Source organism: Ferrovibrio sp. GW821-FHT12E11 (assembly GCF_058806975.1).
The window spans coordinates 79,396-99,720 of sequence record NZ_JBXAQG010000002.1 but is presented as its reverse complement, the minus strand read 5'-3'; the positions used below and the strand labels follow the sequence as shown (position 1 = coordinate 99,720).

Below are 20,325 nucleotides of genomic sequence, written 5' to 3'. Positions count from 1 at the left end.
CGATCCGCCAAAGTCAAGGTCCCGTCGGCGATCCCGGAAAACCGGGTAATCTGGGGCGCGCGGAGATAATAACAATAGCCTGGGCCAGGGGTGGTTCGTCGGTCAATGAGACCTCGATCTGGGCCTCGTAGCCCTCGGGCAGCAGGCTCTGCAACCGGGCCAGCGCGCCACCGGTCAGGGCCATCGAGGGCTTGCCGCTGGCCAGATTGATGACGCCCATATCGCGCCAGAACACGCCTTTGCGCAGGCCGGTCCCCAGGGCCTTGGAGCAGGCCTCCTTGGCAGCAAAACGCTTGGCGTAGGACTCGATGCGGGTCAGCGGCCGGCGCTCGGACCGGGCCCGTTCCATCGGCGTGAAAATGCGCTCGAGGAAACGGTCGCCAAAACGGGCAACCGTCTGCTCGATACGGCGGATATCGATCAGGTCAGAGCCCAGACCGATGATCATGCCGATTTCGCGTTCAGACCGCGGGCTTCGTTCATCAGCGCGCGCATGCGACGGATAGCGCCGTCGAGGCCGCCAAAGATCGCTTCGCCGATCAGGAAGTGACCGATATTGAGTTCGACGATGCTGGAGATCGCCGCAATCGGTGCCACCGTTTCGAAATTCAGGCCATGGCCGGCATGGCATTCCAGACCCAGGGCTTCGGCATGGGCGGCGGCCTTGCGAATACGCTCCAGTTCGGCCTGCTGTTCCGCGCCATCCGTTTCGCAGTAGCGGCCGGTATGCAGCTCGACGACCGGCGCACCCAGGGCTTTGGCAGCATCCAGCTGACTGATGGAAGCCTCGATGAATAGCGACACGCGTATTCCGGCCGCCGACAATTGCCGGATCATGGGCTCCAGTTGCTTGTACTGGCCGGCTGCGTCCAGGCCGCCTTCGGTGGTGCGTTCCTCACGTTTCTCCGGCACGATGCAGGCCGCGTGAGGACGGTGGCGCAACGCAATCCCCAACATCTCATCGGTCGCCGCCATCTCGAGGTTGAGTGGCAGGCTGATCTCCGCCATCAGGCGGTCGATGTCGCCATCGGAAATATGACGACGGTCTTCACGCAGATGCGCCGTGATGCCATCGGCACCGGCGCCGGCCGCCATCTTCGCGGCACGCAGCGGATCGGGATGCCGGCCGCCGCGCGCGTTACGGATAGTGGCGACATGATCGATGTTGACCCCGAGGCGCAACGGACGCAGCGACATCGCCCTCTCCTTATTTCAGATTGCGCGAGCCCGGCTTCACGGCCGGAATCTTCTGCAGCTCCGGCGGCAGTTCGTCCTCGCGATAGGCCATCACCTTGTAGCCGCAGAGAGCGAAAAGCGGCACGCCGAGATCGACTTCGCCATCAGAACGGTCGACGATGCAGGAGGCGCCGACGGTGACACCGCCGTGATCCGTAATACAATCGATGCATTCGCGGCTCGACTTGCCGGTGGTGACCACATCCTCGGCCATCAGCACGCGGGCGCCCTTCGGGATATCGAAGCCGCGGCGGAGCGCAAACTTGCCATCGACGCGTTCGGTGAAGATCGCGGGCACGCCAAGCTGGCGCGCCAGCTCGTAGCCGACAACCACACCGCCCATGGCGGGGGAGCAGACCAGATCGACAGGCTTGGGTCCGAGTTTGGCCCGGATACGCTCGGCCAGGGCCTTGCACAGGGCTTCGGCACGCTCGGGGTACATGAACACACGGGCCGACTGCATGTAGACGGGGCTGTGCAGACCCGAGGTCAGCAGAAAATGGCCTTCCAGAAGGGCGCCGGACTCCCGGTAATGCTGCAGCACGTCGTCGCGAGTCATGGTCGGCGGGGTCCTTTCAGGCTGTCGGCTTATCGGCCGCAGCCTATACAAAGACCCGCGCCGTTCAAGGCATCCGGTGCATCAGGATTGTCTCGATTTCCGTGCCTTTCCGGCGCTCGCCCCGCAGGGTGCCATCCGGCCCCGGGCCGAAGGCATAAGCGGCCCCGTCGCCGTCCTCCAGCATGCCGCCAAGGGGCAGGCGCCATGCGCGGCTTTCCGGGAGCTGGCCATCGACCCCGCGTCCCGGGCGGTAGGTTGCCGCGGCCATATCGCCCTCGACATGGCTGACCGCCAGGACGGCAAAACGGCCGGAGTCCCAGGTGCCCTGCCAGACGCCGACATAGTCGCCCTGCCGCGCCGGTGCCGGACCGGGCGCAATCCCGAAGACAGCCGCTGTGGCAGGATCGCGATCGTCGCAGGCAGGACGCGCGCCGGACTCGACAAACAGCTCCAGACAGGGCCCGTAGCGGCGCGCGAACGGCCAGCCCAGGCCAGCCTCGTGGCCTTCCATTGCCTTTAAGGCCGGCTGGTCGATCACGAAATGCGGCACCTGCATGGCGGTCAGCGCTTCGGCAGCGGCAGGGCCGCGCACATTCGGCTGGTAGCCTTCATACCATTCGTCGCCCTTGAAGAAGGCGGTCGCCAGCTGGATCGAGGCCGGCGGGAATTCGTTATAGAGCCGCAGCAGGCTGCTGTGATTGCGACGCCAGTGCATGGTGCTCAGGTGATCGTTATAGAGCGACGGCGCCAGCGCGATGATGCCCTGCACGCTGGCGCGAAACCGGCCGGCGCGGATGCTTTCATAAGCGCCACGGCCGGTGCCCATCAGCACCACACGCTGATAGCCCATGGCACGCCCCTCTTCGGCAATGGCCAGGATCAGCCGCACCACCTTGTTGTCGCGCCGTGGCGGCAGCCAGGGCTGTATCATGCCTTCGTTGCCGGCCAGAATGGAGTGACGGCGCAGGTTGTAGACATCCCAGCCCTGCTCGGCGAAATACTGCGCAATCGGCGTCACTTTCAGGAAGGCGATCTTTTCCTCATGGTGATCCGCGCTCCAGATCACCAGACCGCGCGCAGCCTTCGGACCATAGGGATGGCCTTGCACAGGAACCGTGCCGGGGAACTCGGCCGGCGCGAACCAGTAATGGGTGCCCTGCACCCAGTTCTTGATCGCCTCCACCGTATGCGGCGCGGGCACGAAGGCCGGCGGCTCCTCGCCCTCGACCGGCAGCGTCGGCAGGGTCACCTGGGCGCTGACCGCAGCCACCTGCAGCCATGCAGCCAAGCCCATGGCCATAACGGTGCCGACTTTCATGCGCATCCCTCTGCGACCGTGCCTGGCAGAACGATGCGGGACGACTCTGGGTCGGGGCAAGCGGAGACTGCGTGAATAAAACGTCAAAAGCCGCCGGGAAGCGCCTTTTCCGTATGCGCCCTACCCTTTGGCGCGCTCCACCGAACTGATCGCCGGCGTCGCACGCAGCGCGGCGATGATGTTGGTCAGGTGCTTCACGTCGCGCACCTCGATATCCACGAACATCTCGAAGAAGTCCTGGCTGCGATTGGTGATCTTCAGGTTGGTGATGTTGCCCTTGTGCTTGGCGATGATGGTGGTCACCGCACTGAGCGCGCCGGGTTCGTTATTGATCACCAGGCTGGTGCGGCCGATATGGCCTTGGGCCTTTTCACCATCGGACGGCGAATCCCAGGCCAGATCGAGCCAGCGCTCCGGCTGTTCGGCAAACTGCTCCAGGGCGTCGCAATCGATGGTGTGGATGGTGACGCCCTTGCCGGTGGTGACGATGCCGACAATGCGGTCGCCCGGCAACGGATGACAGCAGCCGGCGAAATGCATCGCCATGCCCGGGATCAGGCCGCGGATCGGGATGCCGCCACCGGCCTTGTCGCTCTGCTTATGCGGCCGCGGCAGCGGCGGCGCCTTGTCGGCCTCATCTTCCTTCTGGCCCGGGAAGACGATGTTCAGCACCTGACGGGCTGTGATGTTGCCCTCGCCCACGCCAGCATAGACATCATCGGCCGAGCGCAGCTTCAGCACCTTCACGACAGGCTCCAGAACCTTGTCGCTGACCGATGCGTCCTGCTCCTTGAATTTCTTGACCAGGATCGCCTTGCCCAGCTCCTGGTACTGGCCGCGCTGCTGCTGGCGGATAAAGCGGTTGATGCAGGACTTGGCGCGGCCGGATTTGACGAAATTCAGCCAGGTCGGATTGGGCGACGGCACCTTCGAGCGCAGGATGTCAACCTGGTCGCCATTGCGCAGCACCGTGCGCAACGGCACCACGCGGCCGTTGACCTTCGCGCCCACCGCCGTGTCGCCGACATCGGAATGCACCGCATAGGCAAAGTCGATCACCGTAGCGTCGCGCGGCAATGCAATCAGGTCGCCCTTCGGCGTGAAGCAGAAGACCTGATCCTGGAACATGTTGAGCTTGGTATGCTCCAGAAACTCTTCCGGATCGGCGGTCTGCTCCAGGATTTCCAGCAGCTCGCGCAGCCAGCGGTATTGCCGTGCCTCGGATTCCGGCGCACCCGTGTTGCTGTTGCCGTTCTGCTTGTACTGCCAGTGCGCGGCCACGCCGAGATCAGCGATGTCGTGCATCTCCTGCGTACGGATCTGGATTTCGATACGTTTGTTTTCAGGACCGATCACCGTGCTGTGCAGGCTGCGATAGCCATTCTGCTTCGGCGTCGAGAGATAATCCTTGAACCGGCCCGGCACCGAAGGCCAGGTCTGATGCACCACGCCGAGCGCGTGATAGCAGGCGGCGACATCGCGCACGACGATACGGAAGGCCATGATGTCGGAGAGCTGCTCGAACGCAATGTTCTTGCGCTGCATCTTTTCCCAGATGGCATAAGGCCGTTTCTCACGACCCGAAACCCAGGCATCGACGCCGCTTTCCGCCAGCGTGCGCTTCAATCGGTCCGCGATGCGGTCGACCAGGCTGCCGCCTTCGCTGCGCAACTGGTCCAGGCGCGCGATGATCGAGGCGCGGGCATCGCCATTCAGTTCGGCAAAGGCCAGGTCTTCCAGTTCCTCCTTCAGTTCCTGCATGCCGATGCGATCGGCCAGCGGAACGAAGATTTCCATGGTCTCCTTGGCAATGCGGCGACGCTTGTCCGGTGTCTTGATGAAATGCAGCGTGCGCATGTTGTGCAGCCGGTCGGCCAACTTGACCAGCAGCACGCGGATGTCGTTCGACATCGCCAGCAGCAATTTCCGGAAATTCTCGGCCTGGCGGGCGCGGTCGGATTGCAGTTCGATACGCGACAGCTTGGTGACGCCATCGACCAGGCGCAGCACATCGCCGCCGAAATTCCGCTCAATCTCTTCCGGCGTGGCGACGGTATCTTCGAGGGTGTCGTGCAGCAGGCCGGTGGCAATGGCGGTGCTGTCCAGCTTCATGCCGGCCAGGATGCCGGCAACCTCTACCGGATGGGAAAAATAGGGGTCGCCCGAGGCCCGTTTCTGCGCCCCATGCGCCTTCATGGAGAACACATAGGCGCGATTCAGCAAATCCTCGTCCGCATCCGCATCGTATGCGAGGACCTTCTCTACCAGCTCAACTTGGCGCATGACTCGCGGGCGCATGGTCTTCGGTCCGTTTCACCTCTGGCAAACGGTTGAACCTAAAGACGAATTTTGAACGAAAATGCGGCGGGAACAAGCCCGCCGCGTCACAAACCGGAGGTTTTATGGTCAGACCAGCCCTGCGGGCTGGCCATACCTTCCGATCTCAGGCTTCGTCGGCCTCGGCAGCCGGTGCGGCTTCCTCGGCCTCTTCAGCCTCGTCCTCACCTTCGGCGTCATCAATGGACATGCCTTCGGCCAGATCATCGTTATCCTGCTGCACGCCGGCCCATTCGCCAGACTGCATCAGGTTGGCCATGTTGTCCTCTTCCGGCTCGTCGACTTCCGGGCTGTCCTGCATATCGCCGATCATGCGCTGGCGCAGGCCTTCGATATCCACGGTTTCATCGGCGATTTCACGCAGGGCGACGACCGGGTTCTTGTCGTTGTCGCGATCCACGGTCAGCGAAGCGCCGGTGCCGATGGCGCGGGCACGCTGGGCCGCCAGCAAAACCAGCTCGAAGCGGTTCGGGATCTTGAGGACGCAATCTTCGACGGTGACGCGAGCCATGGTCTACCCTTGGGTAAAGCAGTGAAATACGGCGGAGGGCGCTTATTAAGGGCGATTCCGCAGGGATGCAAGGCCTCATTCAAGCAGAAATGCGCCTGAAGGCCCAAGAAAATACTTATAACCTATTGATATCAATAGATTCTGCCGCCGTCCGCAGGTCCGGTAACCCCAGCCCGCTGACCGGATGGCGCCAGTCTGGTGCGATATCCTGCAGGGGCAGCAGCACGAACAGCCGTTCATGCAGGCGCGGATGAGGCAGAATCAGCGATCCCCCAGCCTCTGCTTCCGGCCGGACCAGGCCGCGGTAATCCAGCAGATCAAGATCGAGTGTCCGCGCTTCCCAGCGTTGCTGACGGACCCGGCCGCAGATCGTTTCAATCCGGTGTAACTGCTGCAACAACGCAGTCGGGTCGAGATCGGTATCGATTTCGACCACGCCATTGATGAAGTCGGGCTGGTCGCCAGCCGGAAGCGGTGCGGAGCGCCACCAGGAGGAGCGGTTCAGGATGGCAATATTCTCGGCCGCGAGCATCCCGATGGCGGTTTCCAGCGTTACGCGTGGCTCACCGAAACGGCTGGGCAGGTTGGCGCCCAAGGCTATGTAAATACCGCCGGTCATGCTGCGAATTATCTTGCCATGAAGGCCGGAGTGACTAAGAAGAAGGGCATAGAAGATTAAGTACCATTGCCTTGAAAGTCATTGAACAAAGGATATTGCCATGAAGTTCTATACGCAGGAGCGTGTGGCGCTCTTCATTGACGGTGCGAACCTGTATTCGGCGGCCCGCAGCCTCGGCTTTGAAATCGACTATCGTCGTCTGCTGGAGTCCTTCCGCAAAGAATCGCACCTGGTGCGCGCCTTCTATTATACCGCTCTGGTCGAGGACCAGGAATATTCGCCGCTACGCCCGCTGATCGACTGGCTCGACTATAACGGCTTCACCATGGTGACCAAGCCGGCCAAGGAATACACCGATGCCATGGGCCGCCGGAAGGTGAAAGGCAATATGGATATCGAACTGGCCATCGACGTGATGGAAATGGCGCCGCATATCGACCATGTGGTGCTGTTCTCCGGCGATGGCGATTTCCGCCGCCTGGTGGAAGCCGTGCAGCGCAAGGGCGTGCGTGTCAGCGTGGTCAGTTCGACCAAGACCCAGCCGCCCATGGTGGCCGACGAACTGCGCCGCCAGGCCGATACCTTCATCGAGCTGCAGGACCTGATGCCCAAGATCATGCGCGACCAGACCGCCCGCGACCATTCGCGCACCGCCGGCGTGCACGCCACACTACGCAGCGGCCAGGGTAATCAGATGGGGGGCAATGCTGTGGCACCGTCCAGTCCGTCTCAGGCGATGGACGATTTCGACGAGATCGATACGGCCGACCCACGCAAGCATCTGCGTTGATCTCTGCTCATAATCGCTATACACCGCGATTATGACCGCTGCCCCTGCCCTGCCGGGCCATGACTGCCCGCTCTGCCCGCGCCTGGCCGACTTCCGCACCGCCAATCGCGTCGCCTATCCGACTTTCTTCAATGGCCCGGTGCCGCCCTGGGGCGATCCGCAGCCCGCCCTGCTGATCGTTGGCCTGGCGCCCGGCCTGAAAGGCGCCAACCGTACCGGCCGACCCTTCACGGGCGATTATGCCGGCGACCTGCTCTACAGCACGCTGATCAAATACGGCTTTGCCAAGGGCGTGTTCAAGGCCGATCCGAAAGACGGACTGCAGCTGGTGCGCTGCCACATCACCAATGCGGTGAAATGCGTGCCCCCGGAAAACAAGCCGACGCCGGCCGAGACCAAGACCTGCCGCGCCAATTTCCTGACCGGCGAAATCGCGGCGTTGACCAATCTGAAAGCGATTCTTGCGCTTGGCCAGATCGCCCATATCGCCACGCTGGACACCCTGAAAGTGAAACGCGCCGCAGCCCCCTTCGGCCACGGCGCGCAATACAGACTGCCCAGCGGTGTGACGCTGCTCTCCAGCTATCACTGCTCGCGCTACAACACTAACACCGGCCGCCTGACCGAGCGGATGTTCCACGACGTCTTCGACAAGATCGTCACGGTCACCGGCTAGCCCGGCTTTTACGCCTTCGGCTTCATCATCAGCGCGTTGAAGCGGCGTTCCGGCCGCGGCGTGACCGCGATATTCGCCTTGCTGGCCATTTCCGCATTCGGATGGAAGATCGGAATGATCGCCTGTTCTTCCATGGTGATTTCAATCGAAGCCTGAACCAGGGGCTTGCGCTTCACCGGGTCCATCTCGCCCTGCGCCTTCTCGATCGCCGCATCGATATCGGTATGCGAGAACTTGGTGCGGTTGGCAGTGCCATAGATACCACCGGGCGTATGCACCAGCGCGCGCGGACCGATCGAGGCATCTTCGGTGCCATATTGCGCCATGAAGACGGAGTATTCCTGCTTGGTGGCCTGGGTGAAGAACACCGTGCCGGGCATGGCTTCGACACTCACCTGCAGGCCAAGCCGCGTCCAGGCCTGACCGACGGCCTGGGCGATATCCTTGTCCTTCGGATAGCGGTCGTTGGTGGCATGCAGCGTGATCTTAAAACCGTTGGCGTAGCCGGCGTCTTTCAGCAGCGCCTTGGCCTTGTCCAGATCGAAGGGATCGACCTTCAGTTTGGTGCTGGTGCCGTCAAAGCGCGACGGGAGGAACTGCGACGCCGGCGTCCCAGAACCATCCAGAATCTTGTCGACAATCAGCTTGCGATTGATGGCCAGCGACAGCGCCTTGCGCACGCGCTTGTCTTTCAGCGGATTGCCGAGCAGCGCCGGCTGGCCGTCCTTGGCCGAAATGAACGGGCTGACATCGCGCACGGCATCCATGGCGATATACTGCACGGTGGCGGATGCACCGCTGGACATGGCAAAGCGCTTGTCCTGCTTGATGCGCGGGATATCCACGGTGGGAATTTCGTCGATGGCATCCACATCGCCCGACAGCAGTGCCGCAATACGGCCGGCATCGCCCTTGATGACACGTTCGGTGACCTTGGCCCAGGGCTGCTTTTCGCCCCAGTAGGCGTCATTACGGTTCAGCACCAGCTGCTGGCCATTCGTCCATTCCGCCACCTTGTAGGGGCCGGTGCCAACCGCTGCACCCGCAGCGCCGTTATTGAAGTCGGCCGTGCTGGCGGCGACGTGCTTCTTCGAGATGATGAAAACGCGCGCGAGGTCGGAGGCCAGTGTCGGGGTCGGGGTCTCGGTCTTGAAGCGGATCTTGTGGTCGCTCAGCTTTTGGCTGGAGACAATCGAGCGGCTGAACTGGGTGAAGGGATTCGGGCTGTTCGGCACCTTTGGCACGCGCTCCAGCGTGGCGATCACGTCATCGGCGGTGAAATCCGAACCATCATGGAACTTCACACCCTGGCGCAGGTCGAATTCCCAGGTCAGCGGATCAACATTGCGCCAGGCAGTCGCCAGCGCCGGCACTAGGCGCAGCTCGCTGTCCATCGCCAGCAGGGCATCGAAGATCACGCTGTGCGACGACCCCTGCGGGAAGCCGTTGAAGAAATGCGGATCGAGGGTATTCAGTTCGAGCTTGGTGCCGATCACCAGAGACGGCGCGCCCTGCGCCAGACCGCGAGAATGGATGCCAGCCGCGGCCAGGGTCGCGAGCGTGCCGCCCATGAAGAGCCGGCGTGAGACTGGGATCATTTCCATTATCCTTCTGGTTCTTGGCGTCGTGTTGAATCTATAACAGACTGCATTTCACAGAAGTGTCAATCAGACAGGATGACATAGCCCCATGTCGCGCCGGTATCGCATTGCAATTGGTGGATTCATGCTCGAGAGCAACGGCCATGCGCCGGTCTCGACCCGGGAAGAGTTCGCGTCCAGCGTCCATATCGAGGGCGACGCGCTGCTGGCCGACCTGGCCAGCGCCAATCCGCGCAGCCCCACCACCCTGACCGGCTTCACCCATGAAATGGACAAACTGGCCGACTGGGAGCGTGTGCCGCTGGTGATGGCCGCCGTGGGCGCCTCCGGTCCGGTCGACCAACCCTTCTTCGAAGAGGTCGTGGCCCGCCTGTGCCAGTTGCTGCGCGAGGCCGGCCCGGTTGACGCCGTCTATCTGTCGCAGCATGGCGCCGCCATTGCCACGGTCGATATCGATCCCGACGGCACCATCTTCCGCGCCGTGCGCGAGATCGTCGGCCCCGACGTGCCGGTGCTGGCGACGCTGGACCTGCATGCCAATGTCAGTATCGAGATGGTACAGGCCGCCGACATCCTGGTGGCCTATCGCGAGAACCCGCATACCGACATGCCGGACCGCGGTGCCGATTGTGCACGCCATATGATGGCGATGCTGAACGGGCTGAAGCCCCATGCCGCCTTCGTGAAGCTGCCGTTCATTCCGCCCTCGACCAGCCAGAACACCAAGGCCGGGCCTTACGCGGATGTGATCGCCTATGGCCAGAAGAAGGTCGGGAACGGTGTGATCGACGTCTCGGTATCGTCAGGCTTCTCGCTGGGCGATACGCCCAAGAACGGCATGTCGGTGATCGCCACCGCGACCGATCCGAAACTGGCGCAAACCGTGGCGCGCGACGTCGCGGCGCATGCCTGGAGCCAGCGCCATCGCTTCACCACCAACCTGACCAGTCTGGAGAACTGCACGGCCATGGCGCTGGCCTGCAGCCGCGACGCGGCGAAACCGTCGCTGCTGTTCGCCGATGTCGCCGACAATCCCGGTGGCGGCGGCCGCGGCAACACCACCTATATCCTGTCTGCCTTCCACAAGGCCGGCGTCACCGGTTGTGCCATCGGCCCGATCTTCGATCCGGCTCTGGCAGCCGAGGCGCATAAGCTGGGCGTGGGCGCCGACTTCGAGGCCCGCTTCAACCGCGACGAGACCACCACCTTCTCCGACGCCTTCACCGCCAAAGGCCGCGTCGTCGCACTTAGTGCGGGACTGTTTGTCGGCCGGCGCGGCATGGCGGCTGGACGCACGCTGGACATGGGTCCCGCCGCCGCCATCGATGTCGGCGGCATCATCGCCGTGGTGATGACCAACCGGCATCAGGCGCTGGACCCGATGTTCTTCGAAACCTTCGGTATCGATATCACCAGGCTGCGCAGCCTCGTGGTGAAGTCGCGGGGTCATTTCCGCGCCGGCTTCGACCAGTTCTTCCCTGACGACCGGATCATTGAGGTGGACGTGCCCGGCCTGACCACCCCGGTGCTCAAGAATGTGCCCTGGCGCCAGGTCCCGCGGCCGATCTATCCGCTGGATCCGGATATCGCCTGGTCGCCGCCATGAGCGACCATAACGAACATATTGGCAACAATATGGTGACGTGGTATAATTAGATAAATCAGTGCGTTATGCCATGAAAACAGAACAAATAAAGATCAATAATATCCCTGCCCGGACAACGATTTACGACCATCTGCGCGAGCGGTTCGGTCTGGACGAGGCCATGCTGCCGTTCCTCGGCCGCACCACCGCCCTGCACCGCTACCGTCTGGCGATTGCCAGCCATGACCTGCTGGCCGAAGCCTGCCGCACCGTGATTGCCCATTACGGCCTGCGCGGTTTCCGCAACACCGGCGACGATAACCCCAACCCGGCCTATGGTTCACTGTCGCTGACCTGCGATCCCGATGCCCGGACCGACCCGCATTCCGCCACCCTGGGATCGCCCAGACTGCGCGGTGACCAGTATTATCTGGCCACGCCGGACATGATGGCTCTGCTGCCGCAGCAGAAAGGCGGCTACCACGACAGCTACTGCTTTCGGCGCCTGACCCCGGCCGGTGAATACGGGGCGCTGGGCGACCTGCTGCGCGGCTTTCGCCTGCCATTGATCCGCTCGCGTCTCAGCGTGATTGCGGCTGACCGTATCGAACCGACGCTCGACCGCTTTGGCTGGCATCGGGATGAAACCGTCTTCCACAACCTGCGCATCAACATCCCGGTCTGGACGGCACCGGAATTCCTGCTGGAGATCGAGACAGCGCTCGATCATCACGTTCCACAATCCACCACCGTCCTGCGCCGGCATCTGGCGACAGGCCATGCCTGGTCCTGGGATACGTACAGACCACATCGCGTCTTCGCAGCGCGGCAAACCGCACAGTCGCGCTGCCATATTGTGGTGGGGCTGGCGCCCTGGTTCGATTACGACCCGGCGACCGACAGCTGGAGCCCGAACCGGTATTTCGGCCGGGTCCATCCGCATGACCTGATCGCCGAAGGTCTCGCACACCCTGCGATCCGCGCAGGGGCAAGGCTCTAGAACCAGCGCATCTTGCGCAGGAGCCAGACCTCCAGGCCGATCATCACAAAAGCCGCAGCACAGACTGCAGCGAAAGCCCATGGCTCGTCGGCGAACGGAATGCCGGCAACATTCGTGCCTAGCAGACCTGCAATCAGGCTTGGCGGCAGCAGGATGGCGGTCAGTGCGGTCAGACGGTTGGTCGTCTGTGCGATCTGCTCACTCATCACCGTGGTTAGATCTTCGTGCAGGATGGTGAGGCGGTCTCGCAACGCGTCAAGTGTTTCCACACTGCGCAGCACTTTATCGGTTAGTTCGCGCAGGCGCTGGCGATCACGCGGCATGATCCAGCCGACATTGGCACCCTGCAGGCGGAACATCGCCTCGCGCTGTGGCGCCATGTAGCGGCGCAGCGAGATCACCCGCCGCCGCATATTGCTGAGATCGCCGCGCGCCACGCGCACATCGCAGTCCTCGATCTGGTGGTCGAATTCATCGACCTCATCTTCCAGCTGCTCCAGTACCGGCTCGATATATTTCACCACCCGGCGGGCGATTTTGGTCAACAGGTGGCCGACATGGGCCGCACCCTGGCGCTGCGCAAACGATTCCCGGATATCGCGCAGCGCATGGAGATAATGATCCTTGTCGCGCAGCGAAATCAGCCGGGTCTCATCGGCCCAGAGATGGATCGGCACCAGATCGAGCGTATTCTCGTTGGGATCGCGGTTGACGCCGCGCAGCACCGCGATCAGGCCGTTGGTGCTTTCCTGGATGCGTGGTCGCGATTCGTCGGCCAGCAGCGCATCGCAGACCACGGCGTCGAGACCGCTTTCCTGGCGCAGCCAGCGCGCCGCCGTCGGATCGTCGCGCTCAAGATGGACCCAGAGTACGCCCTGGACGGGACGCCAGTGCCGCACCTCGTCCCAGCCAACCTCGCGGGCACCGCCGGCGCCATCGAGAATCAGGGCAAAGCGCATGCCAGGCTGCTCGCCGTAAATCAATCCGCGCTGCTGATCCATACCCGCCCCCAACTCCGGCCTGTTCAGCCGTACCGGTCTTCTTTCCAGGGATTGCCCGTATTGTGATAGCCGCGCACTTCCCAGTAGCCCGGCGCATCCTGATCCAGGAACGCGATATGCTTAACCCACTTGGCGGATTTCCAGAAATAGAATTGCGGCATGACGATACGAACCGGGCCGCCATGCTCGCGGGTCAGGGGCTGGCCTTCCCAGGAATGCGCCAGCAGAACATCCGCTGCTGAAAACATCTCCATGGTCACATTGGTGGCATAGCCGTCATAGGACTGAAATACGACGTGCCTTGCATCGGCATGGGGCTTCACCGCCTTGAGGAAATCTCTGGCCAGCACGCCGCTCCAGCGGTTGTCGTAGCGCGACCAGGCGGTGACGCAATGAATGTCGGATACCGTGTCGGTTTGCGGCAGATCGAGGAAGTCGTTCCAGTTGAGCTTGAGCGGCTTGCCGACCAGGCCGCCGGCCGTGAGCTGCCAGCGATCGAGCTGGATATTCGGCTGCACGCCGAGATCCAGTACAGGCCAGTCGCGCACCAGGCGCTGGCCCGGCGGCAGGCGACGTTTTTCCGAGCTGCTGCTTTCGCCGGTCAGCAGGCGGCCATCCTTGGCCCATTGCTGTTTGGAAGCGATCAGTTTGTCTTTGATCTGGCCGAGCAGGCCGGGCTTGTAATCGTTACTCATCGCCGCCTCCTTTGCCGCGCCCGGCTTATTTGGTGCGCAGCAGCCTGTGCTTCTCGCGATCCCAGTCTCGCTTCTTCTCGGTCTCGCGCTTGTCGTGCAGCTTCTTGCCGCGCGCCAGTGCGATCTTCACCTTGGCCCGGCCGCGCTCATTGAAATACACAGTGAGCGGCACGATGGTGACGCCGCCGCGCTTCAGGCCGCCAATCAGCTTGCTGATCTCCTTGCGGTTCAGCAGCAGCTTGCGCTGGCGTCGCGGCTCATGGTTGAAGCGGTTGGCGCCGTGATACTCGGGAATATGCGAGTTGATCAGCCAGATTTCACCACCCTGCTCGGCTGCATAAGCATCCTGGATGCTGGCACGGCCGTCGCGCAGGCTTTTCACCTCCGAGCCGACCAGGACCACGCCGGCATCGTAGGTTTCGTCCAGATGATAGTCGAAGCGCGCCCGGCGGTTTTCGGCCACCGTGCGCGATTGCTGCACCATGAAATCTTACTTCTTCTTTTTCTTGCCGGCCTTGGCCTTGGTCGCGGACTTGCCGCTCTTGGGGCCGACGAGGCCAAGCGCCTTGACCACGGCCTTCACCTTGGCCTGGGTTTCCTTGGTGGGCTGCACCAGCGGCAGACGCACTTCCGCCGTGCAGATGCCCAGCAGTTCGGCGGCATACTTCACCGGGCCGGGGCTGGCTTCGGCGAACAGCACCGAATGCAGCGGCATCAGCTTTTCCTGGATCGCCAGGGCCTTGGCATGGTCGCCGGCGAGGCTGGCTTCCTGCATCTGCGCCACCAGCTTCGGCGCGATATTGCCAGTCACCGAGATGCAGCCGCTGCCGCCATGGGTATTGAAGCCCGGCGCGGTCGCGTCGTCGCCATCCAGCTGGCAGAATTTCGCACCCGAAGCGATGCGCTGCTTGAGCGGACGCACCAGATCGCCGGTCGCATCTTTCACGCCAACGATGCGCTTCAGCTTCGACAGCGCCGCCATGGTCTCGACCGACATGTCGATGATGCAGCGCGGCGGGATGTTGTAGATGAAGATCGGGATGTCGGTTGCGTCGTGGATCGCCTTGTAATGCGCGTACAGCCCAGCCTGGGTCGGCTTGTTGTAATACGGCGTCACGATCAGCGCCGCGTCGGCACCGGCTTCCTCGGCATGCCGGGTCAGCTCGATCGCCTCGTCGGTCGAGTTCGAGCCGGCACCAGCCATCACCGGAACGCGGCCATGAGCCGCTTCGATGCAGATTTCCACCACGCGCTTGTGTTCGTCATGGCTGAGAGTCGGCGATTCACCGGTGGTGCCGACCGGCACCAGGCCATGCGTGCCCTGGGCAATCTGCCATTCGACGAAATCGCCGAACGCTTTCTCGTCCACCTTCCCCTTCTTGAACGGGGTGATGAGTGCGACGAACGAGCCCTTGAACATGATGGTTCCTTTACCTTTGCACGGTACCAAACGGAGTAGCCGCGACCATACCCGCGCCGGCAGGCCTCATCAAGGGCAAGCCGTGCTTTTGCCGCGGCCCCCGGCCTGCTATCATGTTATTGTATTTGCGAAAGATTCGCCGTGCCGCAGCATTGTATCGATTGTCTCTCTGCCTGGGTTCGCCGGTTTACCGCCGCGGCCGTCCTGTCGGCTTGCCTGGGCCTGATGCCTGCTGTGGCGAAACCGCCGGCCAAGTCGCCTGAACTGGCCTCGACTGCCGGCACCGTACCCGTTCCCTCCGAGAAACCCCGTCGCGGGACCCCGCCGGCCCGACCGGAGCAGACCAAGCTGCCCGCCGACCATGCGATCCTGTCGGCCGAAGACCGCGAGATCGGCCGCAAGGCGATCCAGGAGGCAGGCGCCGGTCGCTTCGATGCCGCCCGCCGGATCGCCGCCACCGCCAAGAATCCCCTCCTCGCCCAGTTGGTCCGCTGGCTGTGGCTACAGACCGCCAACAGCGGCGCCAGCTTCGACGAGATCACCACCTTCATCGATACCAAACCCGACTGGCCGGCCCGCGAGGCCCTGCTGCGCCGGGCTGAAGAAGCTATAGATGGCTCGACCGGCGATGGCCGCATCCTGACCTGGTTCGACGCGCATCCGCCCGAAACCGGTCTCGGCCTGCTGCGTCTGGGCGAGACGCTGCTGCGGCTCGGTCGTGACAAGGATGCGTTCCCGGTGATGCGGCGCGCCTGGGTGGACGGCAATCTGTCGCTGCGTGATGAAAAAGTGCTGTGGGCTGAATTCGGTCATCGCTTCACGCCAGCCGATAACGGCGCCCGGACCGACCGTCTGCTGTGGGATGGCAATATCGAGGCCGCCCGCCGCATGATCCCGCGTCTGGATGACGATGGCCGCCGGCTGGCAGAGGCCCGTATAGCCCTCGCCAATAATGTTGCCGGTGCCGAGAATGTCGTGGCTGGTCTGCCGGCTCATCTGCGTGACGATGGCGGCCTGAATTACGACCGTCTGCGCTGGCAGCGCAAGCGCGGCATGAACGATGGCGTCGAGGCCCTGCTGTATAATGCCCCCGACGATCTTGGTCGCGCCGAGAAATGGTGGGTCGAGCGGCATTTCCGTGCCCGCAAGGCAATGGCCGAAGGACGCATCTCGGAAGCCTATCGCCTGGCCGCAGGCCATGGGCTGAAGGCCGGCGGCGCCATGGCCGATGCCGAATGGATGGCCGGCTGGATTGCGCTGCGCCTGCTGCAGGAGCCCGGAACGGCGCTCAAGCATTTCACTGCGCTGCAGGACAGTGTGCGCTTCCCGGTCAGCCAGGCGCGCGCCGCCTACTGGCTCGCCCGTACCCACGCCGCCCTGGGCGACGCCGAGCAGGCCCGCCAGTGGTATGTCCAGGCAGCCCGCAACAGCACTACGTTCTACGGGCAGCTCGCCGCGCACGAACTCGATCCCAAGGCGTCGCTGGATTTGCAGGACCCGATCCGCCCTTCACCCGAAGCGACCCGACAGTTTCAGCGGCGCGAAGTGGTTCGCGCGGCACAGATCCTGGTCGAACTCGATCAGGAAGACCGGCTGCGCCCCTTCATCCTGCGCCTGGTCAACACCGCCGATTCACCGGAAGAGCATAAAATGGTGGCGCAGCTGGCGCGCAACCTGCGCCGGGTCGATCTGGCGGTCATGTCCAGCAAGCGATCGGCACGCCAGGGCATCATCCTGGTGCAGGAGGCTTTCCCGCTGGTCGAACCGATGCTGCGCATCAACGATCCGGAAACCGCTCTGGTCCTGGGCCTGTCCCGTCAGGAAAGCGAGTTCAACCAGTTCGCCGTCTCGCCGGTCGGCGCACGCGGCCTGATGCAGCTCATGCCAGCAACGGCCAAAGATGTCGCCAAGGATATCAAGGTTGGCTTCGACCAGGGCCGCCTGACCCGCGACGCCGGTTACAACGTGCAGCTTGGCTCGACCTATCTGAAAGGTCTGCTGCAGAAATGGGACAACAACTATGTCCTCGCGCTGGCCAGCTACAATGCTGGCGAAGGCCGGGCGCGAAAATGGATCCAGGACTGGGGCGATCCGCGCCAGCCGCATGTGGATGTGATCGACTGGATCGAGCTGATCCCTTTCACCGAGACGCGTAACTATGTGCAGCGCGTGCTGGAAAGCGTGCAGGTTTACCGCGTCCTGCTGGGCGGACGCCCGACGCCGATCGATCGCATGCAGACCGACCTGCGTGGCACAACGCGGCAGGCCTGCAGCGCACAGAGCTGCTGAACATGACGCGGCCGGGCGCGATCAGGGCCTGTCTTTTCGACGCCTATGGCACGCTGTTCGATGTCAGCGCCGCAGCGCGCACCCTGGCGCAGGAGATCGGCCCGCAATGGCAGGCCCTGGCCGATACCTGGCGCGCCAAGCAGTTGAACTACTCCTGGCTACGCAGCCTGATGGGTGGCGCCCATGCAGATTTCTGGCAGGTGACCGCCGATGCGCTGGATTACGCCCTCGATGCGCATAAGCCTGATTCTCCGCCTGGCTTGCGGGAACGCCTGCTCGACCTCTATCGCAATCTGACCTGCTATCCGGAAGCGCCCGGCATGCTGCAACGGCTGAAGGATGCTGGCCTCGTCACCGGCATCCTGTCGAATGGCGCGCCGGCAATGCTGCAGGCGGCCTGCGCATCCTCCGGCATCGCCGGACTGATCGACCACCTGATCTCCGTGGAGGACGTCGGCATCTACAAGCCCGATCCGCGCATCTACCAGCTGGCCATCGACCGGCTCGCCCTGCCGGCTTCGGCCATCGCCTTCCACAGCAGCAACGGCTGGGACATCCATGCCGGCAAACGCGCCGGATTCTTCGCGCTCTGGATCAACCGCAGCGGCCAGCCGGCCGAACGGTTGCCCAATCCGCCCGATGTGGTCCTGCAGACTCTGGCCGATGTGCCCGCCGTGCTGGGGATTGCCGCATGAATGCCGATTATGCCCAGCACAGCTTCCATGCCCAGGACGGCCTGCGGCTGTCCTATCGCGACTACGGCGACCGCCGGAGCCCGAAAACGCCGCTGCTCTGTCTGAGCGGTCTGACCCGCAATGCCAACGATTTCCACGAATTCGCCATGCGGCATGCGGCAACGCGCCGGGTGATCTGTCCCGATTACCGGGGCCGCGGCCGATCAGCCTATGACCCCAACCCGAGCAACTATCAGGCGCCAGTCTATCTGAACGATATCCAGCATCTGCTGGCGGTCACACATATCCAGAAGGTGATCGTCGTCGGCACGTCCCTGGGCGGCATCCTGGCGATGGCGATGACCGTCGCGGTTCCGACCCTGCTGGCCGGTGCGATCATCAACGATATCGGGCCCGATGTCAGCGAGGCTGGCCGTCAGCGCATTGCCGGTTATGTCGGGCGTGGCGTCAGCGTGCCGAGCTATGAAGCCGGCGCCACAAACTGGCGACAGGTCTATGGCGCGGCCTATCCCAATTTGAGCGATGAAGGCTGGATGCGTATTTCGCGCGGCAGCTTTACCGAAGACGAGATCAACGGTGGTTTGCGCCTGGACTATGACCTGAATATCGCGACTGCCCTGCGGGAGCAGGCAAAAAGCCCACTGCCAGACCTCTGGCCGCTGTTCCGGGGACTGCGGACGATCCCCGTGCTGGCCCTGCGTGGCGCCCTGTCGGATGTGCTGACCGCCGACACCTTCGTGCGCATGAAGCGTGAACATGCCGGCATGATCGCCGTGACCGTTCCCGGGGTGGGGCATATCCCCATGCTGGACGAGCCCGAAGCCGAAACCGCCATCGACAGTTTTCTGGCAGACCTGTAACCGGCGCTGCGGCGGCTCTATACTGTCGGCCGTCCTGCGGTCGGGTTTCGGGGTCCGGCCGCGCTATTCAGTCTGAACGCCGGAGACTTCCATGAACGCCCCTGCCAAGCTGCCTGCCCTGCCCACCGTTGCCGATGTCGAGGATGCCGCCCGCCAGTTGCGGGGCGTCGCCGTCCGCACACCGCTGCTGGAAAGCCAATATCTCAATGAGCGCCTGGGCGGCCGCCTGCTGATCAAGGCCGAACCCCTGCAGGTCAGCGGCTCCTTCAAGTTCCGCGGCGCCTATAATCGCATCAGTCGCCTGGACGCCGAGCAGCGCAAACGCGGCATCGTCGCCTTCTCCTCCGGCAATCATGCGCAGGCCTGCGCCTGGGCTTCCAAGATCACCGGCACGCCGGCCGTGATCGTGATGCCCAGCGATGCCCCCAAGATCAAGATCAACAACACCCGCGCCTACGGTGCCGAAGTGGTGCTCTACGATCGCTATAAGGAAGACCGCGAAGCCATTGGCAAACGCTATTCCGACGAGCGCGGCATGACGCTGGTGCCGCCCTTCAACGATCCCTACATCATCTGCGGCCAGGGCACGATTGGCCTGGAGATCGCCGCGCAATGCGCCGAACGCGACATCAAACCCGATGCCGTGCTGGCGCCGGCCTCCGGCGGCGGCCTGATCTCCGGTATCTCGCTGGCGATCAAGGATCGGCTGCCCGGTACCGATGTCTATTGTGCCGAGCCGGACCAGTTCGACGATATCGATCTCTCCCTGAAGGCCGGCAAGATCACCAGCCACGCCAACAAGGGGCAGACTTTCTGCGATGCGCTGATGGCCCCACATCCGGGCGACATCACCTTCGGCGTGATGAGCGCCAATCTGAAAGGCGCTGTATCGGCGACCGATGCAGAAGTCGAAACCGCAATGGCAACCGCCTTCACCTATTTCAAGCTGGTGGTCGAACCCGGCGGAGCGGCTGCACTGGCCTCGGTGCTGAACGGCAAGGTCTCGTGCGTTAACCGCACGGTGGTCGTTGTCTGTTCCGGGGGAAATGTTGACTCTGCCCTTTACTCCGCCATCATCTCCCGCACGCCGCCGGTCTGACCCGAAAGGATCCGGCCGGGTGGCGGAGTTCCAC

20 protein-coding genes are annotated in these 20,325 nt (G+C 63.2%); 8 read left to right on the top strand and 12 right to left on the bottom strand.

Translation table 11 applies throughout. The features are described from left to right. Positions 1-13: 13 nt before the first annotated feature. The 7 genes from acpS to folK all read right to left on the bottom strand — a co-directional run bounded on the left by acpS (position 14) and on the right by folK (position 6,580). On the bottom strand, positions 14-448 hold the full coding sequence (acpS, locus tag AC1ROT_RS20570; RefSeq protein WP_493001350.1) for a holo-ACP synthase: 435 nt from the start codon (positions 446-448) through the stop codon (positions 14-16). Beyond that, positions 445-1,197 carry a pyridoxine 5'-phosphate synthase gene (locus AC1ROT_RS20565; protein ID WP_492972931.1) on the bottom strand — a complete coding sequence of 251 codons (753 nt, stop codon included), beginning with the start codon at positions 1,195-1,197 and terminating at the stop codon, positions 445-447. Before AC1ROT_RS20565 ends, acpS begins: the two co-directional genes overlap by 4 nt. A gap of 10 nt (positions 1,198-1,207) precedes the next feature. After that, positions 1,208-1,795 carry an orotate phosphoribosyltransferase gene (gene pyrE / locus AC1ROT_RS20560; RefSeq protein WP_492972930.1) on the bottom strand — a complete coding sequence of 196 codons (588 nt, stop codon included), beginning with the start codon at positions 1,793-1,795 and terminating at the stop codon, positions 1,208-1,210. Positions 1,796-1,859: 64 nt separating this feature from the next. Further along, the gene (locus tag AC1ROT_RS20555) at positions 1,860-3,113 is read right to left on the bottom strand and encodes an alpha/beta fold hydrolase (protein ID WP_493001348.1); all 1,254 of its coding nucleotides are present in this window, start codon (positions 3,111-3,113) and stop codon (positions 1,860-1,862) included. A 120-nt stretch (positions 3,114-3,233) separates the two neighbouring features. Then, positions 3,234-5,396 carry a RelA/SpoT family protein gene (locus AC1ROT_RS20550; RefSeq protein WP_492972928.1) on the bottom strand — a complete coding sequence of 721 codons (2,163 nt, stop codon included), beginning with the start codon at positions 5,394-5,396 and terminating at the stop codon, positions 3,234-3,236. 160 nt (positions 5,397-5,556) lie between these two features. After that, a complete protein-coding gene (rpoZ, locus tag AC1ROT_RS20545; RefSeq protein ID WP_492972927.1) occupies positions 5,557-5,961 on the bottom strand; it encodes a DNA-directed RNA polymerase subunit omega in 405 nt (134 codons plus the stop codon). Between the two features lie 115 nt (positions 5,962-6,076). Next, on the bottom strand, positions 6,077-6,580 hold the full coding sequence (folK, locus tag AC1ROT_RS20540; RefSeq protein ID WP_493001346.1) for a 2-amino-4-hydroxy-6-hydroxymethyldihydropteridine diphosphokinase: 504 nt from the start codon (positions 6,578-6,580) through the stop codon (positions 6,077-6,079). A 100-nt stretch (positions 6,581-6,680) separates the two neighbouring features. On the opposite strand from folK, the gene AC1ROT_RS20535 reads away from it, so the two are divergent. Together AC1ROT_RS20535 and AC1ROT_RS20530 are read left to right on the top strand one after the other, a co-directional pair. After that, positions 6,681-7,370, top strand: coding sequence for a LabA-like NYN domain-containing protein (locus tag AC1ROT_RS20535; protein WP_493001344.1), 690 nt, complete (start codon positions 6,681-6,683; stop codon positions 7,368-7,370). 31 nt (positions 7,371-7,401) lie between these two features. After that, positions 7,402-8,046, top strand: coding sequence for a uracil-DNA glycosylase (locus AC1ROT_RS20530; RefSeq protein ID WP_493001342.1), 645 nt, complete (start codon positions 7,402-7,404; stop codon positions 8,044-8,046). Positions 8,047-8,054: 8 nt separating this feature from the next. Here the strand turns inward: AC1ROT_RS20530 and AC1ROT_RS20525 are convergent, their stop codons facing one another. After that, positions 8,055-9,644: an ABC transporter substrate-binding protein gene (locus AC1ROT_RS20525; RefSeq protein ID WP_493001340.1), complete on the bottom strand. Its 1,590-nt coding sequence runs from the start codon at positions 9,642-9,644 to the stop codon at positions 8,055-8,057. A gap of 91 nt (positions 9,645-9,735) precedes the next feature. On the opposite strand from AC1ROT_RS20525, the gene AC1ROT_RS20520 reads away from it, so the two are divergent. Next, positions 9,736-11,253, top strand: coding sequence for a M81 family metallopeptidase (locus AC1ROT_RS20520; protein ID WP_493001338.1), 1,518 nt, complete (start codon positions 9,736-9,738; stop codon positions 11,251-11,253). A 70-nt stretch (positions 11,254-11,323) separates the two neighbouring features. Then, the gene (locus tag AC1ROT_RS20515) at positions 11,324-12,232 is read left to right on the top strand and encodes a hypothetical protein (protein WP_493001336.1); all 909 of its coding nucleotides are present in this window, start codon (positions 11,324-11,326) and stop codon (positions 12,230-12,232) included. On the opposite strand, the gene AC1ROT_RS20510 is transcribed toward AC1ROT_RS20515, so the two are convergent. The 4 genes from AC1ROT_RS20510 to dapA are packed head-to-tail and all read right to left on the bottom strand — an operon-like array spanning position 12,229 to position 15,348. Further along, complete coding sequence (locus AC1ROT_RS20510) at positions 12,229-13,233, bottom strand: CorA family divalent cation transporter (RefSeq protein ID WP_493001334.1); 1,005 nt, start codon at positions 13,231-13,233, stop codon at positions 12,229-12,231. The two genes, AC1ROT_RS20515 and AC1ROT_RS20510, sit on opposite strands and share 4 nt — an antisense overlap. Before the next feature lie 23 nt (positions 13,234-13,256). Then, complete coding sequence (locus AC1ROT_RS20505; protein ID WP_493001332.1) at positions 13,257-13,928, bottom strand: sulfite oxidase-like oxidoreductase; 672 nt, start codon at positions 13,926-13,928, stop codon at positions 13,257-13,259. Between the two features lie 25 nt (positions 13,929-13,953). Next, a complete protein-coding gene (gene smpB, locus AC1ROT_RS20500; protein WP_492972918.1) occupies positions 13,954-14,412 on the bottom strand; it encodes an SsrA-binding protein SmpB in 459 nt (152 codons plus the stop codon). 6 nt (positions 14,413-14,418) lie between these two features. Further along, entirely contained in the window at positions 14,419-15,348 is a 930-nt protein-coding gene (dapA, locus tag AC1ROT_RS20495; RefSeq protein WP_492972917.1) for a 4-hydroxy-tetrahydrodipicolinate synthase, read from the bottom strand. 234 nt (positions 15,349-15,582) lie between these two features. On the opposite strand from dapA, the gene AC1ROT_RS20490 reads away from it, so the two are divergent. The 4 genes from AC1ROT_RS20490 (at position 15,583) to AC1ROT_RS20475 (ending at position 20,291) form a co-directional block, all read left to right on the top strand. After that, complete coding sequence (locus tag AC1ROT_RS20490; RefSeq protein ID WP_493001330.1) at positions 15,583-17,637, top strand: lytic transglycosylase domain-containing protein; 2,055 nt, start codon at positions 15,583-15,585, stop codon at positions 17,635-17,637. A 2-nt stretch (positions 17,638-17,639) separates the two neighbouring features. Then, a complete protein-coding gene (locus AC1ROT_RS20485; protein ID WP_493001329.1) occupies positions 17,640-18,332 on the top strand; it encodes a haloacid dehalogenase type II in 693 nt (230 codons plus the stop codon). After that, on the top strand, positions 18,329-19,192 hold the full coding sequence (locus AC1ROT_RS20480; RefSeq protein WP_493001328.1) for an alpha/beta fold hydrolase: 864 nt from the start codon (positions 18,329-18,331) through the stop codon (positions 19,190-19,192). The genes AC1ROT_RS20485 and AC1ROT_RS20480 overlap by 4 nt, the downstream gene beginning before the upstream one ends. A 91-nt stretch (positions 19,193-19,283) precedes the next feature. Then, positions 19,284-20,291: a threonine ammonia-lyase gene (locus tag AC1ROT_RS20475; protein ID WP_492972913.1), complete on the top strand. Its 1,008-nt coding sequence runs from the start codon at positions 19,284-19,286 to the stop codon at positions 20,289-20,291. The last annotated feature ends 34 nt before the right edge of the window (positions 20,292-20,325 follow it).

What these genes read in the sequence shown, in the direction of transcription:
- acpS (WP_493001350.1), bottom strand. Translation starts at nt 448, where the DNA reads ATGATCATCGGTCTGGGCTCTGACCTGATCGATATCCGCCGTATCGAG.
- AC1ROT_RS20565 (WP_492972931.1), bottom strand. Translation starts at nt 1,197, where the DNA reads ATGTCGCTGCGTCCGTTGCGCCTCGGGGTCAACATCGATCATGTCGCC.
- pyrE (WP_492972930.1), bottom strand. Translation starts at nt 1,795, where the DNA reads ATGACTCGCGACGACGTGCTGCAGCATTACCGGGAGTCCGGCGCCCTT.
- AC1ROT_RS20555 (WP_493001348.1), bottom strand. Translation starts at nt 3,113, where the DNA reads ATGAAAGTCGGCACCGTTATGGCCATGGGCTTGGCTGCATGGCTGCAG.
- AC1ROT_RS20550 (WP_492972928.1), bottom strand. Translation starts at nt 5,396, where the DNA reads ATGCGCCAAGTTGAGCTGGTAGAGAAGGTCCTCGCATACGATGCGGAT.
- rpoZ (WP_492972927.1), bottom strand. Translation starts at nt 5,961, where the DNA reads ATGGCTCGCGTCACCGTCGAAGATTGCGTCCTCAAGATCCCGAACCGC.
- folK (WP_493001346.1), bottom strand. Translation starts at nt 6,580, where the DNA reads ATGACCGGCGGTATTTACATAGCCTTGGGCGCCAACCTGCCCAGCCGT.
- AC1ROT_RS20535 (WP_493001344.1), top strand. Translation starts at nt 6,681, where the DNA reads ATGAAGTTCTATACGCAGGAGCGTGTGGCGCTCTTCATTGACGGTGCG.
- AC1ROT_RS20530 (WP_493001342.1), top strand. Translation starts at nt 7,402, where the DNA reads ATGACCGCTGCCCCTGCCCTGCCGGGCCATGACTGCCCGCTCTGCCCG.
- AC1ROT_RS20525 (WP_493001340.1), bottom strand. Translation starts at nt 9,644, where the DNA reads ATGATCCCAGTCTCACGCCGGCTCTTCATGGGCGGCACGCTCGCGACC.
- AC1ROT_RS20520 (WP_493001338.1), top strand. Translation starts at nt 9,736, where the DNA reads ATGTCGCGCCGGTATCGCATTGCAATTGGTGGATTCATGCTCGAGAGC.
- AC1ROT_RS20515 (WP_493001336.1), top strand. Translation starts at nt 11,324, where the DNA reads ATGAAAACAGAACAAATAAAGATCAATAATATCCCTGCCCGGACAACG.
- AC1ROT_RS20510 (WP_493001334.1), bottom strand. Translation starts at nt 13,233, where the DNA reads ATGGATCAGCAGCGCGGATTGATTTACGGCGAGCAGCCTGGCATGCGC.
- AC1ROT_RS20505 (WP_493001332.1), bottom strand. Translation starts at nt 13,928, where the DNA reads ATGAGTAACGATTACAAGCCCGGCCTGCTCGGCCAGATCAAAGACAAA.
- smpB (WP_492972918.1), bottom strand. Translation starts at nt 14,412, where the DNA reads ATGGTGCAGCAATCGCGCACGGTGGCCGAAAACCGCCGGGCGCGCTTC.
- dapA (WP_492972917.1), bottom strand. Translation starts at nt 15,348, where the DNA reads ATGTTCAAGGGCTCGTTCGTCGCACTCATCACCCCGTTCAAGAAGGGG.
- AC1ROT_RS20485 (WP_493001329.1), top strand. Translation starts at nt 17,640, where the DNA reads ATGACGCGGCCGGGCGCGATCAGGGCCTGTCTTTTCGACGCCTATGGC.
- AC1ROT_RS20480 (WP_493001328.1), top strand. Translation starts at nt 18,329, where the DNA reads ATGAATGCCGATTATGCCCAGCACAGCTTCCATGCCCAGGACGGCCTG.
- AC1ROT_RS20475 (WP_492972913.1), top strand. Translation starts at nt 19,284, where the DNA reads ATGAACGCCCCTGCCAAGCTGCCTGCCCTGCCCACCGTTGCCGATGTC.